This window comes from Halorussus aquaticus (assembly GCF_024218795.1).
Classification (GTDB): Archaea; Halobacteriota; Halobacteria; order Halobacteriales; family Haladaptataceae; genus Halorussus; species Halorussus aquaticus.
The window spans coordinates 3,223,183-3,239,739 of sequence record NZ_CP100400.1; the positions used below are offsets into that span (position 1 = coordinate 3,223,183).

Below are 16,557 nucleotides of genomic sequence, written 5' to 3' on the forward strand. Positions count from 1 at the left end.
CGAGGTCGGTCGGAAGACGACGGGCGGTCCGAGGCGGTGACCCTACGACTCCCCGAGCGCCGCCACGTCCTCGGCGGTCGGGTCGTCGGGCAACCTGTCGATGCAGTCGAAACAGAGGAAGTGTTCGGTCCCGTCGCTGTCGAACTCCAGCGTCATCCCGCCGGTCGCGTCGTGTTCGAGGGTCCAGAGATTGGCGATGCCGCCCGCGATTTTGACCCGTTCGCCACACCCCTCGCAGGGTTCCGTCGCCATGACTGCACCCAGCGTCCCCAGCGTCAAAGCCCTGCCGACGAGAGTATCCGAACCCCTGCCGACTCGTTCCCGACGGATTCCGAATCGTATTTATTCTAGTTCGTAGTGAGCGTGTGTATCAGAGTCGGCCTCGGCCGACGTTGGAGAGAACCAATGCACGACACAGAATCTTCCGTAGCGACCGCAACCGAACCCGGGAACCACTCGCCGAACGTCTCGCAGGCGTTCTACGACCCGGACGGCGACGCGACGCTCGTTCAGACCGTGCTGGACGCGCTGGCCGACGCCTCGGAGCGCCCGAGCGACGAACTGACCGTCCGTCTCTACGACGTCGTCGACCCCGACGCGCTGAACGACCTCTTTCGGCCGACGCGCAACGGACCGCCCCGCGACATCGGCCGCGTCTCGTTCTCCGTCGAGGAGTTCGCGGTGGACGTTCACGCCGACGGTCGCGTCTTCGTCCGCCGGACGAACTGATTCTGGGTCGGCGCGACGTCGTCCCGGTGCCATCACCTCGTACTACACCTCGTCGTCGGGGTCGTGTCTGTCGGCCATCCGGGCGGCCTCGGCGGCGTACCGCTCGCGGCGCTCGGGGTCCTCGACCGATTCGAGGCGGTCGGCCGCCACCTCCACCGCGGCGGTCGTCGGGTCCACCAGCACTCGCTTGGTGCGGTTCCGCCGGAGGTACCGCTCGCCGTCCGTGGTCGCGTAGGTGATGACGATGTTGTGTTCGTCGCGAGCGTACGTGCGCTCGACCATCCAGACACGGACGGTCTCCGCCTCGGCGTCGCCGACCGTCTGCTCTCGCTCCATGGCCGACGGTTCCCGTTCGGGGCGTTTAGTCCCGGTCCCGAACCTGTCGGGTGCGTTCCCCCCGATACCTTATGCCACTTGCCCGCATACGTCCTCGGGACAGCTATGGAGGTGAACTGCGAGGAGTGCGCCGGTTGTTGCATCGACTGGCGGGCCGTCTCGGCCGCGCCGAGCGACCACGAGCGTCGAGGACCTCGCGTTCCCCTCGACGACACCTACAACCTCGTCCCACTGACTCGCGGGGACGCCCGCGCCTTCCTCGACGCCGGACTGGCGGACGCGCTGACGCCGCGACTCTGGCGCGACGAGTCGGGCGTCGAAATCGACGGCGTGTCGGTGTCGGCCATTCACGGCAAGCCCGCGTTCTTCCTCGGACTCCGGAAGGCACCCAAACCCGTGGGTCCGTTCGGGACCGACCCGACGTGGCTCCCGACCTGCGTCTTCCTCGACCCGACGACGCTCCAGTGTCGGATTCACGGCGAGGACACCTATCCGGAGGAGTGCGCCGACTACCCCGGCCACAATCTGGAGTTGGAGCAGGAGACCGAGTGCGAACGCGTGGAAGCGGCCTTCGGGGGAAATCGTCTCGTGGACGACGACGCGCCCGCCGACCTTCCGGCGTTCCTGCTCGGCCCGCAGGCAGTCGGCCAGAAGGTGTTCGTCTTCCCGGACCCCGAGCGACTGGAGGGCGTCGTCGCCCGCGCGGCGGCGGGCGAACTCACCGACGAGGACCGCTCGCTGTTCGTCGCGGCCGCGGTGTCCGCCGCCCCCGGAACGACGACGGTGAACCGGGACCGATTCGAGTCGGCGCTCGCGGCGGCCCGCGAAACCGACTCGTGGGTCGGCCGGGCGAGTGACGACTGGGAGGACCGCGCGGCCGATACCGGAACTGCGGCCCCCGACCCCGCGCTGGCCGACCGAGTCGAACGCGAACGCGGCGCTCCCGAGACCCCCGGTTGGGACGACTGAGTCAGAAATACCATCGAGGCGCTCGCCCGCCAAGACTCGCGATACGGTCGGTCAGCGCGTCGCGCAGAATCAGAGACCCCTACTTGCCGGACTTTATCTCCTCGAACTTGTCGAGGAGCGCCTCGGCGGAGTCGCCGGAGTCGTACTCTACGGAACCGTGGTACGTCGTCCGGTCGTCGTCCTCGCTCACGTCGACGGTGTTGTTCTTGCGTTCCCGGCGTTCGTGTTCGTCTTCGTCATAGGCACCCATTGACATGGCAACCACACGCAAGGGGTAAGTCTCGGCAGGTAATGAATGTAACGGATATTCACATTCTTTTCGATTCTCGAAAACAGGTCACAATTCTCGGACGACGATTCGAGTCGGTTCGGGCGAGTCGAAGCCCTCACGCCGACCGCTGCCCGTCTCCGTCTCGGAGTGGGCCACCCTCTCGGAACTGACGTGTCGCTTGCCGAGCGATGACGAGTCGTTCGTCACGTCGTTGGACTTCTACGTAGTGCGGCGAGGGCGCGTTCGGGAGGTGCGTCGGCGAAAACGGTGACACAAGAGGTAAAGTGCTCGCGTGACAAGATTCTCCCGTGGCAAGTCCGCTCCGCTTTCGCCGCTCCACGGAGCGGTGGACTGACGAGAAAATCGAACGCGACCTGTACGACCCCCTAGACGAGAAGTTCGGCGCGAAATTGGTGACGCCCCACTACGTCGGACCGTCGGGGTACGAGACCCGACGCATAGAGATGGGCAACGGCGACCTCGCGCTGTTCCTCTGGAACGGCGACGAGGCGTTCTGGCTCGGCAACACCGAGACGCCCTCCACGCTCTGGCGCACCGAGAAGTACACCTTCGAGGAGATACCCTACTCGGTCGCTCGGTGGGCGCAGCGCGAACTGCTCGCCGACCTCCGGACCGAGGACCCGTGGCTGGCCGACTACGGCCACCTCTCGTGGTTCTTCCTCCCGGTCCTCTTCTCGAAGGACGGCAGACACTCGACGCGGACGTTCTTCCGAGACCACGCCGCGGGATTCCCGGACGCGACCCGCGACGACGCGCTCGCGTTCTACGAGGCGTTCCTCCGGACGGGGGCGCTCGACGAGTATCGCTACGAGATGGCGTCGAAACTCGGCACCAGTCCGCAGGTGGACCCCGTGCGGATGGCGTCGGCGATGAGCGAGTTCACCGCCGCGAAGGTCCTCACCGACGCCGGGTACGACGTGACGCCCGAAATCGAAGTGACGACCGGCCACTCGCTCGACTTCCGGGCGGAACCGCCCGGCGGCGGCGAGTCCCCGCTGGTCGAAGTCACGCGGCCCCGGCCCCCGACGCGACGCCACGCGGACACGCCGGTCGCCGCGGTACGCGAGACGGCCGAGACCAAGACCTCCGGCCAACTCCAGAAGCACGGCGGCGGCGCGGTGCTGTTCGTTGACTGCTCGGGGTTCCGCGAGGACGAGTGGGCCGCCGTCAAGGGCGAGAAACCGGAGGTTCGTCACCGACCCGCGGTCGTCTTCCGAGCGCGGCCCTCCGGCACGGTCGAGGCCTACCGCAAGGGGTCGCTGCCGCTGGACCTCGACGGTGCCGTCGAGTGGGTGTAACGCGAAAAACGTATTAGCCGGTTCTCTGAACGGAGCGTCGTCTCAGAAACTGACCTGCCCCGGACCCATCGTCCCGAGCGTCGTCGGGTCGCGGTCGCTGTACCCTTTTCGTCCGATGGCTCCGCTGCTGACCGCCGAGTAGAGCAACTCCTCGGCCTCGATGGAACTGCTGAACGTCTCGTCTTCGACCCGGCGGAGTACCTCGCCGAGCGTCTCGGTCCCGTTCGGGTGGTCGAGTTCATAGTCGCCGTAGGAGTCGGCCAGTTGGTTCGTCGTCGCAGGGTAGTCGTGTTGACGGAGGAGTTCCGTCGCCTGCTTCAGTGACATCGACAGCTTCTACATCAAAGTTAATTATAAACCTTCCTGCGGTAGGACATTGGAGAATATAAGGTATCTAAGGACCGCGAACCACGGCGTCGTCGTCCGTTTCCATAGCGAAGCGTTTTCGGAGACCCGCCACGTTCTCGGGGTATGAGCGTCTTCGCGGACCTCCACGTCCACACGACCAACTCCGACGGCGAGATGCGCCTGTCGGAGGTCCCCGAGGCCGCCCGCGACGCGGGCGTCTCCGTCGTGGCCGTCACCGACCACGACCGCCTCCACCCCGAACTCCCGACGCCGGTCACCGCCTTCGAGGGCGTGACGGTTGTCCACGGCATCGAGTTGCGGGTCGAACCCGCTTCGGGCGAGCGCGTAGACCTGCTGGGCTACGGCGTGACCCCGACGCCGGACCTCGTTGACGAACTCGACCGGATTCAGGCCGACCGGAAGGAGCGCGGTCGGCGGATAATCGAGAACGTCGAGGACCGACTCGGCATCGACCTCGGTCTCGAGGCGCGCGAGGGTCTCGGCAGGCCCCACGTCGCCCGCGCGGTCGCCGACCACTCCGAGAGCGGATACGACGCCGTCGGCGACGTGTTCGACGACCTCATCGGCGACGGGGGTCCATGCTACGTCGCCCGTGACGTGACCTCGTTCGAGCGCGGCGTCGAACTCCTCTCGGACGCCTGCGGTCTCGTCGGACTGGCCCACCCGTACCGCTACGACGACCCAGAGGCGGCGCTGGAGTTGACCCGTCACCTCGACGCCGTCGAGCGATACTACCCCTACGAGGAGGAGGTGGACCCCCGGCCGGTCGAGCGCGCCATCGCGGACCACGACCTGATTCCGACCGGCGGGAGCGACGCTCACGACGACACGCTCGGCCGCGCGGGCCTGTCGAAACCCGAGTACCGTCACTTCCGTTCGTCGGTGAACCTGTGACCGGTTTGGGGGCGTCTCGATTCGCGTGACTCCTGCGCTTCTCTCGCCGTTCAGACAGGTCCGACGGCCCGAACGCAGGGGTTAACTTCCGCCAGTCGCTACTCCTTGATATGCGGTGTCATTACTGCGACCGCGACGCGTCGTTCGCCCCCGAACTGAACGGCGTCCGGGTCGGTCTCTGCGAGACCCACTTCCGCGAGCAGTTCGAGACCCTCGCGGAGACCGAGGCGCTGGCCTACCTCCGGCAGGAACTCGACGTGGACCGAGCAGAGTAGTCACTCCTTCGTTCGCTCGTCGTTCCGATTCGAGAGAAAATACCGCGAGTCAGGCCCGACCGGCGTCCACGTCGATGGCGTCGACGGGACAGACGTCCACGCAGAGCATGCAGTCGATGCACTGGGCCTCGTTGGCGGGGTCGGCCTTCTTCTCGCTCTCGGGGTGGTCGGGGGTGTCCACCCACTCGAACACGTCCACGGGGCAGTCCTCCAGACACGCGCCGTCCGCGATGCAGAGGTCGAAATCGACGGCGACGTGCGTGCCGTGGATGCCGAGTTTCTCAGGTTCGTCGACGGGACCCCACACGTCGTGGCCCTCGTGAGTGTCTAGCTTCTCGCGGTTTTCGTGGAATTGCGGATCGATTGCCATCGGAGTTCACCTACGCTCACTTGGGCGACGAGGTACTTAAAACAAGGTACTTCATTTAAACGTATCGGCGGGCGAACTCGGTTTAGGCCGGGCTAAAAACGCGTGACGGGACGGTTTTGGGCGTTTCGGCCGCGAGAGCACTCAGAAGGTTTTAAGTTGAGAAATCGTCCGAACTCCGAGTTGACGCGGCGGCCCTCACTCACTTCCAGACACGAGCGCTCGGGCCGATAGCAGTCTCCGCCGTCCGCGGCTATCTGCGTTCACAGTTCGGGTCAGGACCGAACCGCCGCCACGCCAGTCCGAGAACGCCGACCGTCAGCACCGTCACTGACACTTGGACGACGTTCGCGCCCAGTCCGCCAGCGACAGCGCCGGTCGCCAGCGCCGCCCCGCCGACCGCGCTCCCGCCGACGCAGCAGAGACTCGCCAGTCCGCCGATTCCGAGGAGTCGCCACGGCACGTCGCGTTCGGTCACGGCCACACCTTCGGGGGCGCAGCCTTTCGCTTTTTCGTCCAGCGCGGTACGAGAACCTGATTCGGCGAGCGCTCCTACCCTCGGGCGTACGACGCCTTGCCGACGCGCGTAGCTTTTTCCCCGCGGCCGGACACGTTCCGTCCATGCCAACCATCCCGAGTCCCGGTCTGGGCACCTCCGGAAACGACGACCCGGACCAGTGCGCCGAGACCGTCCGACAGGCCCTCGAAATCGGATATCGACACGTGGACACCGCCCAGATGTACGACAACGAGTCGGCGGTCGGCGACGGCATCGCCGCGAGCGACGTGCCCCGCGAGGAGGTGTTCCTCGCTACCAAGGTCCACCCCTCGAACCTCGCCCCGGAGGACGTCCGCGAGACGACCGCCGAGAGTCTGGAGCGCCTCGGCGTGTCGGCGGTGGACCTGCTGTACGTCCACTGGCCGATGCGGGCCTACGACGCCGAGGCGACGCTGCCGGTCTTCGACGAACTCCACGAGGAAGGCACGGCCGAGAACGTCGCGGTGAGCAACTTCACGACGGAGTTACTGGACGAGGCTCGCGAAATCTTGGACGCGCCAATCGCCGCGAATCAGGTCGAGATGCATCCGCTGCTCCCGCAGGACGACCTGCTCGACTACTGCCGGGAGCGCGACGTTACCATCGTCGCCTACGCGCCCCTGATGCAGGGCGAGGCGGGCGACGTGGACGAACTGGCCGAGATTGCCGAGTCCCGCGACACCACGCCGGAAGCGGTCAGTCTGGCGTGGCTCCGCCAGCGCGACGGCGTGGTTCCGATTCCGAAGGCCACGGGGGAGGACCACCTCCGGGCAAACTTCGAGACGCCCGACCTCTCCGCGGAGGAGGTGCGGAGAATCGACGCCATCGAGGAGCGCGAGCGACTGGTGGACCCCGACGACGCGCCGTGGAACTGACCGGGCGACTCAGAGCGGTTCGACTTCGTCGCCGACCTCGATGCGCCCCGACTCCACGACGTCGGCGCAGAGACCGCCCCGGTGGAGCAGCGCCGACACCGCGCCCTCCTCGGTCAGCGATTCGAGGTGACCGCAGGGTTCGCAGAGTTCCACGCCCTCGCACACTACTTCGCCGACCCGGAACCGCTCGCCGACGAGGTGATTGAGCGCGGCGTCGCGGGTCGTGAGGTTCCGGCGGTGCTCGCCGTCGCGCAGGTCGGTGCCCTCCTCGGCGGCGGCGTCGAGGGCCTCGGCTTCGACGAGCGTCACGTCTGCGTTCTCCTCCCCGAAGTGCCGGTCGCCGCGTACTCCCTCGCCCGCGAGCGCCTCGACGGAGTCGGTCGGTTCGGTGTCCTCGCCCGAGTCGGGCGCGAGGTGAATCGACTCTACGAGTCCAGTTCCGTCCATAGTCCGGAGTCGAGTCGTATCCACTTAATTCTCGCCCGTCGCACGCTGGCCCGCGGCGTCGTCGTCCGCGCTGTCGCGTTCCTCGGCCCACTCCATCACCGGTTCGAGGCGGGCCGCCAGTTCCCGTCCGTCGTCGGTCATCTCGTACTCGACGCGGGGCGGAATCTCGTCGTACTGAGTCCGGGTCAACAGATCCGCCTCGGCCAGTTCGTCGAGTCGGGCCGACAGCGTCGAGGTGCTTGCGTCGGGGAGGTACTCCTCGAGGTCCCGGAACCGCGTCGGGTCGGTCGCGTTCACGACGCAGAGAATCTGCATCGCGTACTTCCGGCTCAGGCGGTCCACAACGCCGCCGAGTCGGCAGTAGCAGGTGAGTTCGTCGTCGGTCGAGTCCGGTGGTGTGGGTTCGTCGTCCATCGCTTCGGTCCCTCGAAGTTGGTTCTATACTTCGGACTCGACAGTATAAGCGCTTTGGGAATCAAAGTGAAGTCGATGTGGGAATCAGACAGCGCGAACGTCGAACCGAGTGGAGAACCGAGCGACGCCGAACCGAACACCACCGAATCGAGCGACGCCGAATCGGTCGAGGAGCGACGAGTCCGTCCGGATGTCGCGGAGAATCTCCGGACGCTGTTCGGCACCGACGACCGACCCGAGACGTTCGGCGGATGGCTCGACACCCTCGCGGACACGTTCGGCGACGACTGGCCGCCCGACGTCCCCGAACTCTGTCACGACGAGGACGGTCGCCACCGCGCCGAGACCGACGACGAGACGTACCGATTCGTCTGCGTCCTCGACGCCATCCTGCTCCCGTTCCTCGTCGACGAGTCCGTCGAGGTGTACTCGGCGGGACCGGAGACGGGCGAGACGGTCACGTCGGCCGTCTCGCAGGCGGGCATCGAGACCGACCCCGAGGACGCCGTGCTGTCGTTCGGTGTGGCGTCCGTCGAACCCGGCACGGAGGTGACGGCCCGGTTGACCTACGAGACGATGTGTCCCTACATCCACGCCTTCCCCGACCGGGACGCCTACGAGCAGTGGGACGAGCGGACCGACGCGCCGACGACGGCTATGCCGCTCTCGGACGGGTTCGCGCTGGCGCGGGCGATGGCACGGGCCTGAATCATCGGAGGTCCTGCCGGGCGGCGTCGAGTCGGTCGCGGACGAACGACTCCATCGTCGCGCCGAGTTCGTCGGCGGGAACCTCCGCCCGAGTTCCGATTTCGGCCAGCCTCCGGAACGGTCTCAGCGTCAGGGCGGCCCGGTAGGTCGCCCGCCGGGCGTCGAACCCGTTCGGAAGCGGTCGGACCGACTCGTAGCCTGCGATTAGCGCGCCTCGGAGTTCGCCGTCGCTCTCGGGGGAGGTCGGTTTCTCGAACCAGCCGAGTTCGGCCCGAGCGAGGTCGAACTCGCCGGGAGCCGACCTGGACACCTCCCAATCGAGGACCGACGACACGCCGTCCTCGGCGAACCGCAGGTTGTCGTCCTCGTAATCGCCGTGGACGAGGACGGGAGGACCGGCCGTCTCGAACGCTGCGGCGTGGTCTCGGACGAACGCCAGGACGTGCGTTCCGAGGTCCGAGAAGCGCGTTCCGGAGAGGTCGTCGCTCCAGTCGGCGACCCACTCCGCGAACAGGTCGGGCCACGACTCGGTGGCGTCGAGTTCGAGCGTGTCGCCTGCGGGCCGGAGTTCCCCGTACGCTTCGAACGAGAACGCTTCGTGAACGCGCGCGAGGGTCGCTCCGGCGTCGCGGAGGCGGCGCTCACGAACGCTCCGAGGCGCGTCTCCATCGTACTCGTCGCCAGTCGCAAACGCCGTGACGTAGTGGTCCTCCCCCCGAGCGAGCAGGTCGGGCACCGGAACCGCACCGCTGTCGGCGGTCCGGTCGTGAACTATCGCATCGCGGTGCAGACCGGTCGCGTCGTCCCGGGCGAGTTTACAGACCGCGCGCCGTCCCGCGAATTCGATTTCGTAGACGGCGTGGCGGTCGGTCGTCAGGAGTTCCTCGCGGACCTCGAAGTCGCTGGTGTGGGACGCCAGCGCGTCGCGTATCCGGGTTTCGAACCCGGTCATCGCTCGCCCTCCGAGCGCGGTCCGCCTTCCGAGCGCAACGCCGCGACAGTGTCCCGGACCGACTCGCTAGCGCGGGCCGCGAACCGCGCTTTCGCCTGCCCAGTGCGCTGGCGCTGGAGGTGCAGCGCCTTCAGGTACGACACCGCGTTGACCAGTTTGTAACAGTCGGTCCGCCGGTCGGAGTCGGTCGGGAGCGGCCTGACCGACCCGTACCCCTCTCGAAACGCCGCGAACACGTCGCTCGTCTCGGGACCGTCGGACCCGCCGAGCAGGGGCATCGCGGTCCGCCAGAAGTCGTACTCGGCTGGCGCGACCAGCGCGTGTTCCCAGTCCACGACGCAGGTCGGTTCGCCGTCGGCGACCGCGACGTGGGCCGGGAGGTAGTTGCCGTGCGCCAGCACGGGGTCGTCGTCGCCCGACAGCAGGTCGGGGCGGTCTGCGAGGAGCGACCGCGCCTCGTCGGCCACCTCGGCGTATCCGAACGCCGCGAGGTACTCGCGCAGGTCGGCCAGTTGGTCGCGGACGGTCTCGGCCCACGAATCGCGGGCGTCTACCGCGAGGCGTCCGTCCTCGGCCTGCGGGAAGCCGGTCGCCTCGAACGCGCCCTCGGTCTCGGCGTGGAGCGTCGCCAGCCCGGTTCCGAGGATTCGAGCGCGCTGGGCGTCCGCTGGCGGGTCCTCGTCCGGCAGTCCCTCGCGCCACTCTGCGAGGAACCAGTCGTCGCCCGCCGCGAGGATTCGGGGGACTGGAACCCCCGTCTCGCGGCCGACGTACTCCATCACCCGGGCCTCGGTTGCGGGGTCGGCGCGCGGCCCACGAGCCACCTTGCAGACCGCGCGTGTGCCATCGACCGCGACCTCGTAGACTGCGTGCGGCGGGACGGCGTGGAGTTTCTCGCGTATCTCGAAATCGTTCGTCAGCGTTGCGAGTGCGTCGCGTACGTCGTCAGAGTCGTCTGTCATAGGTTGCGCCGCGTGACGTGCGGCGACCGGTCGCATCGCAGGAACAGTCCCGCGGCTACGACCGGAGAGAAGACGACTCCAACTCTTCGGCGATGTGACTTGAAAGTTCCGACGTTCGGAACACAAGATTCGACGCAGGCGAACGGGGGAGGCTCCCCGGGGTCGGCAATAGCTAGCTTCGCACTCCCTTTCGAGACGGGTCCCCGGAAGGACGTCAGAAGCGAATCAGACCAGTTTAGTACCCCGGCGGAGACACTCCCAGTCGTGCCGCGGTTCGACTACCCCTGCCCCGACTGTCGGACGACGAGCAACCTCCACGGCCCGGACTGCGAGTTCGAGGGCGCGTCGTGGTCCGACATCGAGAAAGCGTACACCGACATCGTGGCGGTCCTCTCGGGCGGTCCGCTTCCCGACGATGCGCTCCCCGAGGCGGTCCACGGCCGCTGGAGTCCCATCCACAAGGCCGCGCTGGACCGCCTGCGCCACGAACAGCGCGTGGTGGGGACCGAAGGCGGACAACTCGAACTGCTGACCGCCGCCGAGTACAAGGAACACGTCACCGACCCGAACGTCGAACCCATCAAGACCGTCGCCGAGAAGGGGTCGGTGCCGGGTGCCCACGACAACGCCGTCTTCGCCATGATAGCGTGGTACGAGATGGTCGGTCTCTCGTGGGAGGAGACCCGCGACCGCGTCGTGGACTGGCTCCGCAACACCGGGACGTGGACCCGCGGCGGGTTCGAGGAGGCCTCGCCCCAGGAACTCGTCAACAAGAAGCGCCACGTCTACGAGTCGGGCTACGGGTGGAAGGAGAAGGCCGAGGCCGCGAAGGCGGTCATCGACCGGAGTCTCTAGACGATTTCTGCGACGCTCTCGGCCGACGAGGCCGACGGCGATTAGCTCGCTAGCTCGGCGTCCCGGAATCGAAGGTAGCCGAGCGCGACGGGAGCGACGAGCCAACCGAGCAGTATCGGGAGCATGAACCCCGCACGAAGGAAGAACGGCGTTGTTTCCCCGCCGGAGAGGACGCCGTTGGCCGCGGACGCGTACGCCGTCGTCGGGCTGAGGCGGAACGCGAAGTCGTACAGTTCCGGCCGCGCTCCGAGACCGAGAAGCGACTCCACGAGGTACGCCGCTGCGGCCCGGGGCCGCAGGACGAGCGGCAGTATCCACCCGAGGACGAGCGTCAGGTACGCCCCGAGCGCGCAGGCCAGCGCCCGCGTCCGAGTCCCGGCGAGCGCCGAGATGCCGACGCCGATAGCCGTCCACGTCGCGGCGAAGTACAGCGTCAGCGCCAGTATTGCGAGATACGTGACGACCGGGAGTCCGCCGAACTGGACGACGAAGAGGAGACCGCCGACTCCGAAGGCGGCGACGACGCCGAGCGACGCGACGACCGTTCGACCGACGAGTTTCCCCGCGACCGCCGCGAATCGAGTGTTGGGGAGACCGAGGAGGTACGTCACGCTCCCCGAATCCACCTCGTCGGCCACGGCGTCGTAACTCGCAACGAGCAACGCGAGTGGGAGCAAGAGCGACCCGAGGGTCACGACGCTCGTCAGCGCCCTCTCGACCGGGGCGAGGTCCGTCCGAGACGCTCCACCCGACTGCGTGAGGACGGGGACGGCGACGACGAGGGTCACGACCGCCGCGAGTGCCCACGGCGTCTTCGACCGCCCGAGGTCCAGCACCTCTTTGCGAGCGATTGCGACGAGACTCACGTTCGGACCTCCTCGCCCGCCATCGCGGCATCTGCTGTCGTCGTAGTCGCGCCGTCGGCCGCCTCGTCGGCGGTGTACGCCTCGAACGTCTCCTCGATGGACGCCGGTTCCGAGACGAGGTCGGTCACCGTCGTCCGGTCGTGCAGGTGGGCGACCACGGACGCCTTCACGCTCGGGTTCGCGCAGGTCACTCGCAGCGTCGATTCGTCGCGCTCGACGTTCTCAACCCCGTCCACGTCGGCGAGTCCGAACTCCCCGTCGGGTATCGTCCGGACGGTGACTTCGACGCGACAAGCGGTGAACACCGACTCGCGAAGGCTCTCGACGGTGTCCTGCACGACGAGTCGCCCGTCGTCGAGGATACCGGCGCGGTCACAGACCGAGTCGACCTCGGCGAGGACGTGACTGGAGAAGAAGACCGCGGTCCCGTCGTCGGCCTCCTCGCGGAGTATCGCGCGCATCTCGCGCATCCCGTTCGGGTCGAGTCCCGACGACGGCTCGTCCAGAATCAGGAGGTCCGGGTCGCCGACCAGCGCCATCCCGAGTCCGAGCCGCTGTGCCATCCCCGTGGAGTACGCTCCCGCCGGACGGTCGGCGTCGGTCGGGTCGAGTCCGACGCGGTCGAGAATCGTGTCTACGTCGGTGTCGGCGTCCTTGCACGCCTTCGTGAACGCCACGTGTTCCCGACCGGTCAACCGGTCGTAGGGCGTCGCGTCCTCCGGCAGGATACCGATTCGGCGACGGAGTTCGGGGAACGCCTCGCGGGGGTCTCGTCCGAACAGGCGCACCTCGCCGCTGGTCGGGTGCAGGAAGTCCAACAGGAGGTTTATCGTCGTTGACTTGCCCGCACCGTTCGGCCCGAGGAAGCCGTAGATTTCTCCTCGCTCGACCGTCAGGTCGAGGTCCTCGACCGCTACCAACTCGCCGTATCGCTTCGTCAGTCCGCTCGTCTCGATTGCCGTCATCGGACGACTGTCGCCCCGATTCCGTATTAAACGCTGAACATAGTTTTCGCCTTCGTCAGGCCCTGTACGGCCGTAAACCTACGTTTCGGAATATCGTGATACGGGCGTACAGTCACCGCTCTTCCGCTCTCGTTTTTCGCTCTCCGGTCCGTCACGCGGCGACGCCGGTCGGAGAGTCGTCCGCGAGGAGACGCGCCGGAAGTGTCTGTCGTGGAATATAACTACGACCGTTCGATAGACGACAGCATGTCCTCCGAGACCGCCGCTCTCCTCACGAAGACCCAGCGCCAGCGCATCCGCAACCGATTCGCGGAACTCGACTCCGGCAAGCGGAGGCGCGACCAGCAACGAATCCGCGAGCGCATCGCGGCGGGGACGAAGGATTTCGGTCTGTTGGTCGACTACCCCGACGACCAACTCCGGACGGCCTTCGACGACTACGGCGACGACGAGTTACTCGACGTACTGGCAGACGGTCGCGTAGTCTTGGAGCGCGTCCGAGAGAGTCGCGGTCTCGACCGAGAGCGAGTGGTCGAGCGCGCTCGCGAGCGAACGCGGGCGGCGACCGACGACGATGCCGACACGGAGACGCTCGGCCGCTTGCACTTCGAAACCGCGTCGGAGGTCCGTCGCCGAGTTGAAGCCGACGTACGCGAGCGACAGCGGCCGAGTCCGTGGCGAAGACGGAGCGACCGTCTCCTCCGGACCGCCGTCTGGTTTCTTCTCCCGGTACTGCTGTTGTGGGTAGCCGACCAAGTCGCGAAGACGACGTTTCTGGCCGACTACAAGCCGGTGTGGGCCGTGTTGTTCGCCGTTTCCGTGGTCGCGACGACCGGAGCAGTCGCGATAAAATCGGCCCAGTTCCTCAAACACAGCGTCGTCTCTCCCCTTCGGACGCTCGTCACGGACCCCGAGACGGCCCTCTCGACGCTCTACGACCGAATCGTCGCGACTCCTGGCCGACGGCTCCGCCGAGCGTGGGACGACCTCTAAACGGATGCTGCGGAAGTGTGAAACTACGAGAGAAAACCGTCGGATTAGTCGCTCTGGATGCGGGGCGCGAGCATGAAGGTGACGTTGCCCTGCCCTTCAGCGATGTCGAAGTGGAGTTTGACGGGGAACTCCTCGCCGAGTTCGATGGTGACCTCGGCGTCCTTCGGGATGGCCTTGTTCATGTCCTTGAGGTAGTCGAGGCTGAACAGCGACCGGGCGGGACCGGCCTGCAGGTCCACGAGGTCGTCGCGGTCGAGTTCGAGGCGCACGTCGTCGGTGTCGCCCTCGGCCTCCACGACGAACGTCTCGGCGTCGGCGTCCACCGCCAGCGCGATGTGGTCGCTGACCATGTCCGCGGCCGTGACCGAGCGGTCGATGTCCGCACCCTCGACGACGATATCGGCCGGGAGGTCGAGGTCCGGGATGTCGGGTTCCTGCCGGATGGAGTCGGGGTCGATGAGCGCGAGGGTGTACTCCAGTCCGTCGATCTGGATGTGGAGTTTGCGTGTCTCCTCGTCGAGTTCGAGGTGAATCGGCTGGTCGCCGCTGGCCATCCCGGCGATGTCTTCGAGTCGGTCGAGATTCACGCCGATGATACCGCCGTCGGCCTCGTAGGATTCGAAAGCGGAGGCGTCGAGTTCGAGGTCCACCATCCCCACGTTCGCGGGGTCTACTGCACGAATAGCGAGACCGTCCTCTTCGAGGTGGATCTTACACTCGTCCACCAGCACGCCCACGGAGTCGATAGTGTCCTTGAGCGTGTCGGCGCTCACGATAGCCTTAAACATCTTGGAGAGTGGTACGAACCCCCGCCATAAAAAGTCCCCCCTTCGGGCGCGTGCGCGTGTGAACGCCGAGCGCGGACGCGGCGGTCCGACGGCATCGACGCGCAAGGGATACGACCCGAGGGGGACCGGCGTTCGGCGCTGGCGGCCGCCGCCGACGCTTATCGACTCGCCACCTGTCTCGCCCACGCGTCGCGCCACTCGTCCACGTGTTCGGCCAGCACGTCGTAACTGAACTGGACCGGTTCGTCGGGGACGTGAGCGTACTGTCGGAACTCCTCGGGAAGCGACGCGTTCTCCACCGTGGGGATTCCGACGTTCTTCACCGCGGTTTTCCGCTGGACCTCGGGGTCTAACAGGAACTCCGCGAACGTCCGGACCAGTCCGTCGCGGTCCGTGGTCGCGAACTTCCCCACGCCGTCCACGTAGGCGTACCCTTGGTCGTTCGGGAAGCCTATCTGGTGGCGACGCATGTCGGCGTCGTTGTTGGCGGCGTACACTTGGTCGGTCGAGTACGAGACGACCATCGGGGCCTCGCCGTTCGAGTAGGCGGCGTACGCGTCGCTCCACGACCCTAGCACCCGAACGTCGTTGTCCATCAGTTTCTTCCAGTAGTCGAGGTAGGAGTCACGGCCCTTCTGCTTGACAGTCCACAGCAGGAACAGCAGGCCGGTCGTCGTGTTCCGCGGGTTCGCCAGCAACAGCGAGTCCCGGTACGACTCGCCGGTCAGCGCGTCGAGCGTCGGCGGGGCCGAGACCTTCCGCTCGTCGTAGACGAGACAGACGTACGACGCGCCCGTCGGCAGGACCCGCCGCTCGGGGTCGAAGTGGTACTCCTCGGCGATGTTCTCGGCGTTCCGGACGCTCCCGGTGTCGAACGACCCGAAGAGCGGGTCGTCCAGCGCGCCGTTGGCCCGGACGAGGTCCTCCGGAGTGACGCCGACGTACGCGTCGGCCCCGAGGTCCACGCCCTCCTTGCGTCGCTGGACGAAACTCGTGAACTCGTTCTCGTTGACGACCCACTCCAGCGTCGCGTCGTGACGGCGCTCGAACTCCTTCTTCACCCACGCTCCGGCGCTCGTACTCGGCGCGTCCACGAACGACTTGTACGTCCCCACCCGGAGCGTGTCCGGCGAGGAGCGGAGCGCGCCGCCGAGGCAACCGCTCCCGGCGACGGCGGTGAGCGCGGCCGCAGTGCCCCCGAGGACGCCCCGACGACTCGTCCGCCCGCGTCGGTCGCTCGTCGGTGCGTCGGTGGGTCGTTGGTCGGTCATCGGTCGCTCCGGGCGTCTCGTCCGAGGTGAGCTTCGACGCGTTCGATCTTCTCCGCGGCCGCGAGGTCCTCCTCGCGGAAGTGGTCTATCTTCAGGTTCGTCAGCGTCCGGGAGGCGTCTACGGCTTCGGTCGCCGCCTGCGCCGCGGCGAACACCTCGCCGAGGTCGTCGGCCTCGATGGTCGTCTCCATCGGGTGGGTCTCGTAGCGCACGTCGAAGCGTTCGAGTGCGTCGATTGCCGCGGCGATTTCGGCGTCGAAGTCGGCGTCCGAGTCGTCCAACGGTGCGACAGTCAGCATCGCGGTCACGGTCATGGCAAGAGCTGGAGATTCGCGAGTAATATAACCACGTGGTTACTACCGGGTGGAACTGTTCGTCTCTCGACGTGTGGTCG

The 16,557-nt window shown here is 67.0% G+C and carries 24 protein-coding genes; 9 read left to right on the plus strand and 15 right to left on the minus strand.

Translation table 11 applies throughout. The features are described from left to right. Positions 1 to 42: 42 nt before the first annotated feature. Positions 43 to 252, minus strand: a complete 210-nt coding sequence (locus NGM06_RS16580) for a DUF7561 family protein (protein WP_254268026.1) — start codon at positions 250 to 252, stop codon at positions 43 to 45. A 153-nt stretch (positions 253 to 405) separates the two neighbouring features. Here NGM06_RS16580 and NGM06_RS16585 point away from each other — a divergent pair, with 153 nt between their 5' ends. Next, positions 406 to 729: a HalOD1 output domain-containing protein gene (locus NGM06_RS16585; protein WP_254268027.1), complete on the plus strand. Its 324-nt coding sequence runs from the start codon at positions 406 to 408 to the stop codon at positions 727 to 729. 42 nt (positions 730 to 771) lie between these two features. On the opposite strand, the gene NGM06_RS16590 is transcribed toward NGM06_RS16585, so the two are convergent. Next, complete coding sequence (locus tag NGM06_RS16590) at positions 772 to 1,065, minus strand: DUF7967 family protein (protein WP_254268028.1); 294 nt, start codon at positions 1,063 to 1,065, stop codon at positions 772 to 774. A gap of 105 nt (positions 1,066 to 1,170) precedes the next feature. Here NGM06_RS16590 and NGM06_RS16595 point away from each other — a divergent pair, with 105 nt between their 5' ends. After that, the gene (locus NGM06_RS16595) at positions 1,171 to 2,034 is read left to right on the plus strand and encodes a YkgJ family cysteine cluster protein (protein WP_254268029.1); all 864 of its coding nucleotides are present in this window, start codon (positions 1,171 to 1,173) and stop codon (positions 2,032 to 2,034) included. A gap of 79 nt (positions 2,035 to 2,113) precedes the next feature. Here NGM06_RS16595 and NGM06_RS16600 read toward each other — a convergent pair whose 3' ends face one another. Beyond that, positions 2,114 to 2,290 (minus strand): DUF5786 family protein, encoded by a 177-nt coding sequence (locus NGM06_RS16600; protein WP_165881765.1) that lies wholly within the window; start codon positions 2,288 to 2,290, stop codon positions 2,114 to 2,116. A gap of 323 nt (positions 2,291 to 2,613) precedes the next feature. On the opposite strand from NGM06_RS16600, the gene NGM06_RS16605 reads away from it, so the two are divergent. Then, a complete protein-coding gene (locus NGM06_RS16605) occupies positions 2,614 to 3,624 on the plus strand; it encodes a DUF5784 family protein (protein ID WP_254268030.1) in 1,011 nt (336 codons plus the stop codon). Between the two features lie 42 nt (positions 3,625 to 3,666). Here NGM06_RS16605 and NGM06_RS16610 read toward each other — a convergent pair whose 3' ends face one another. Beyond that, on the minus strand, positions 3,667 to 3,951 hold the full coding sequence (locus tag NGM06_RS16610) for a DUF5789 family protein (protein ID WP_254268031.1): 285 nt from the start codon (positions 3,949 to 3,951) through the stop codon (positions 3,667 to 3,669). Positions 3,952 to 4,095: 144 nt separating this feature from the next. Between NGM06_RS16610 and NGM06_RS16615 the strand changes: the two genes are divergently transcribed. Next, positions 4,096 to 4,887, plus strand: a complete 792-nt coding sequence (locus tag NGM06_RS16615; protein ID WP_254268032.1) for a PHP domain-containing protein — start codon at positions 4,096 to 4,098, stop codon at positions 4,885 to 4,887. Positions 4,888 to 4,997: 110 nt separating this feature from the next. Continuing rightward, on the plus strand, positions 4,998 to 5,162 hold the full coding sequence (locus NGM06_RS16620; protein WP_205427110.1) for a DUF6757 family protein: 165 nt from the start codon (positions 4,998 to 5,000) through the stop codon (positions 5,160 to 5,162). Positions 5,163 to 5,211: 49 nt separating this feature from the next. Here the strand turns inward: NGM06_RS16620 and NGM06_RS16625 are convergent, their stop codons facing one another. Together NGM06_RS16625 and NGM06_RS16630 are read right to left on the minus strand one after the other, a co-directional pair. Then, positions 5,212 to 5,532, minus strand: a complete 321-nt coding sequence (locus tag NGM06_RS16625; protein ID WP_163519669.1) for a 4Fe-4S dicluster domain-containing protein — start codon at positions 5,530 to 5,532, stop codon at positions 5,212 to 5,214. Between the two features lie 250 nt (positions 5,533 to 5,782). Continuing rightward, the gene (locus NGM06_RS16630; protein WP_254268033.1) at positions 5,783 to 6,007 is read right to left on the minus strand and encodes a hypothetical protein; all 225 of its coding nucleotides are present in this window, start codon (positions 6,005 to 6,007) and stop codon (positions 5,783 to 5,785) included. 143 nt (positions 6,008 to 6,150) lie between these two features. Between NGM06_RS16630 and NGM06_RS16635 the strand changes: the two genes are divergently transcribed. Then, positions 6,151 to 6,942 carry an aldo/keto reductase gene (locus NGM06_RS16635; protein WP_254268034.1) on the plus strand — a complete coding sequence of 264 codons (792 nt, stop codon included), beginning with the start codon at positions 6,151 to 6,153 and terminating at the stop codon, positions 6,940 to 6,942. A 9-nt stretch (positions 6,943 to 6,951) separates the two neighbouring features. Here the strand turns inward: NGM06_RS16635 and NGM06_RS16640 are convergent, their stop codons facing one another. After that, positions 6,952 to 7,389, minus strand: coding sequence for an MOSC domain-containing protein (locus NGM06_RS16640; protein ID WP_254268035.1), 438 nt, complete (start codon positions 7,387 to 7,389; stop codon positions 6,952 to 6,954). A 24-nt stretch (positions 7,390 to 7,413) separates the two neighbouring features. Beyond that, positions 7,414 to 7,803 carry a winged helix-turn-helix transcriptional regulator gene (locus NGM06_RS16645; protein ID WP_254268036.1) on the minus strand — a complete coding sequence of 130 codons (390 nt, stop codon included), beginning with the start codon at positions 7,801 to 7,803 and terminating at the stop codon, positions 7,414 to 7,416. Between the two features lie 75 nt (positions 7,804 to 7,878). On the opposite strand from NGM06_RS16645, the gene merB reads away from it, so the two are divergent. Further along, positions 7,879 to 8,511: an organomercurial lyase gene (gene merB, locus NGM06_RS16650; RefSeq protein WP_254268037.1), complete on the plus strand. Its 633-nt coding sequence runs from the start codon at positions 7,879 to 7,881 to the stop codon at positions 8,509 to 8,511. Between the two features lies 1 nt (position 8,512). Here merB and NGM06_RS16655 read toward each other — a convergent pair whose 3' ends face one another. After that, a complete protein-coding gene (locus NGM06_RS16655) occupies positions 8,513 to 9,463 on the minus strand; it encodes an aminoglycoside phosphotransferase family protein (RefSeq protein WP_254268038.1) in 951 nt (316 codons plus the stop codon). Further along, on the minus strand, positions 9,460 to 10,425 hold the full coding sequence (locus NGM06_RS16660) for a phosphotransferase family protein (RefSeq protein ID WP_254268039.1): 966 nt from the start codon (positions 10,423 to 10,425) through the stop codon (positions 9,460 to 9,462). Before NGM06_RS16660 ends, NGM06_RS16655 begins: the two co-directional genes overlap by 4 nt. Positions 10,426 to 10,689: 264 nt before the next feature. Between NGM06_RS16660 and NGM06_RS16665 the strand changes: the two genes are divergently transcribed. Next, on the plus strand, positions 10,690 to 11,280 hold the full coding sequence (locus NGM06_RS16665; protein WP_254268040.1) for a DUF7474 family protein: 591 nt from the start codon (positions 10,690 to 10,692) through the stop codon (positions 11,278 to 11,280). A 41-nt stretch (positions 11,281 to 11,321) separates the two neighbouring features. On the opposite strand, the gene NGM06_RS16670 is transcribed toward NGM06_RS16665, so the two are convergent. Both NGM06_RS16670 and NGM06_RS16675 read right to left on the minus strand, forming a co-directional pair. Beyond that, positions 11,322 to 12,146: an ABC transporter permease subunit gene (locus NGM06_RS16670; RefSeq protein WP_254268041.1), complete on the minus strand. Its 825-nt coding sequence runs from the start codon at positions 12,144 to 12,146 to the stop codon at positions 11,322 to 11,324. Continuing rightward, on the minus strand, positions 12,143 to 13,111 hold the full coding sequence (locus NGM06_RS16675) for an ABC transporter ATP-binding protein (protein WP_254268042.1): 969 nt from the start codon (positions 13,109 to 13,111) through the stop codon (positions 12,143 to 12,145). The genes NGM06_RS16670 and NGM06_RS16675 overlap by 4 nt, the downstream gene beginning before the upstream one ends. A 246-nt stretch (positions 13,112 to 13,357) precedes the next feature. On the opposite strand from NGM06_RS16675, the gene NGM06_RS16680 reads away from it, so the two are divergent. Beyond that, positions 13,358 to 14,104, plus strand: a complete 747-nt coding sequence (locus NGM06_RS16680) for a hypothetical protein (protein ID WP_254268043.1) — start codon at positions 13,358 to 13,360, stop codon at positions 14,102 to 14,104. Positions 14,105 to 14,148: 44 nt separating this feature from the next. Here the strand turns inward: NGM06_RS16680 and NGM06_RS16685 are convergent, their stop codons facing one another. The 3 genes from NGM06_RS16685 to NGM06_RS16695 form a co-directional block, all read right to left on the minus strand. After that, positions 14,149 to 14,892: a DNA polymerase sliding clamp gene (locus NGM06_RS16685; protein WP_254268044.1), complete on the minus strand. Its 744-nt coding sequence runs from the start codon at positions 14,890 to 14,892 to the stop codon at positions 14,149 to 14,151. Positions 14,893 to 15,050: 158 nt separating this feature from the next. After that, positions 15,051 to 16,163, minus strand: coding sequence for a thiamine ABC transporter substrate-binding protein (locus NGM06_RS16690; RefSeq protein WP_254268045.1), 1,113 nt, complete (start codon positions 16,161 to 16,163; stop codon positions 15,051 to 15,053). Further along, the gene (locus NGM06_RS16695) at positions 16,160 to 16,477 is read right to left on the minus strand and encodes a thiamine-binding protein (protein ID WP_254268046.1); all 318 of its coding nucleotides are present in this window, start codon (positions 16,475 to 16,477) and stop codon (positions 16,160 to 16,162) included. The genes NGM06_RS16690 and NGM06_RS16695 overlap by 4 nt, the downstream gene beginning before the upstream one ends. Between the last annotated feature and the right edge of the window lie 80 nt (positions 16,478 to 16,557).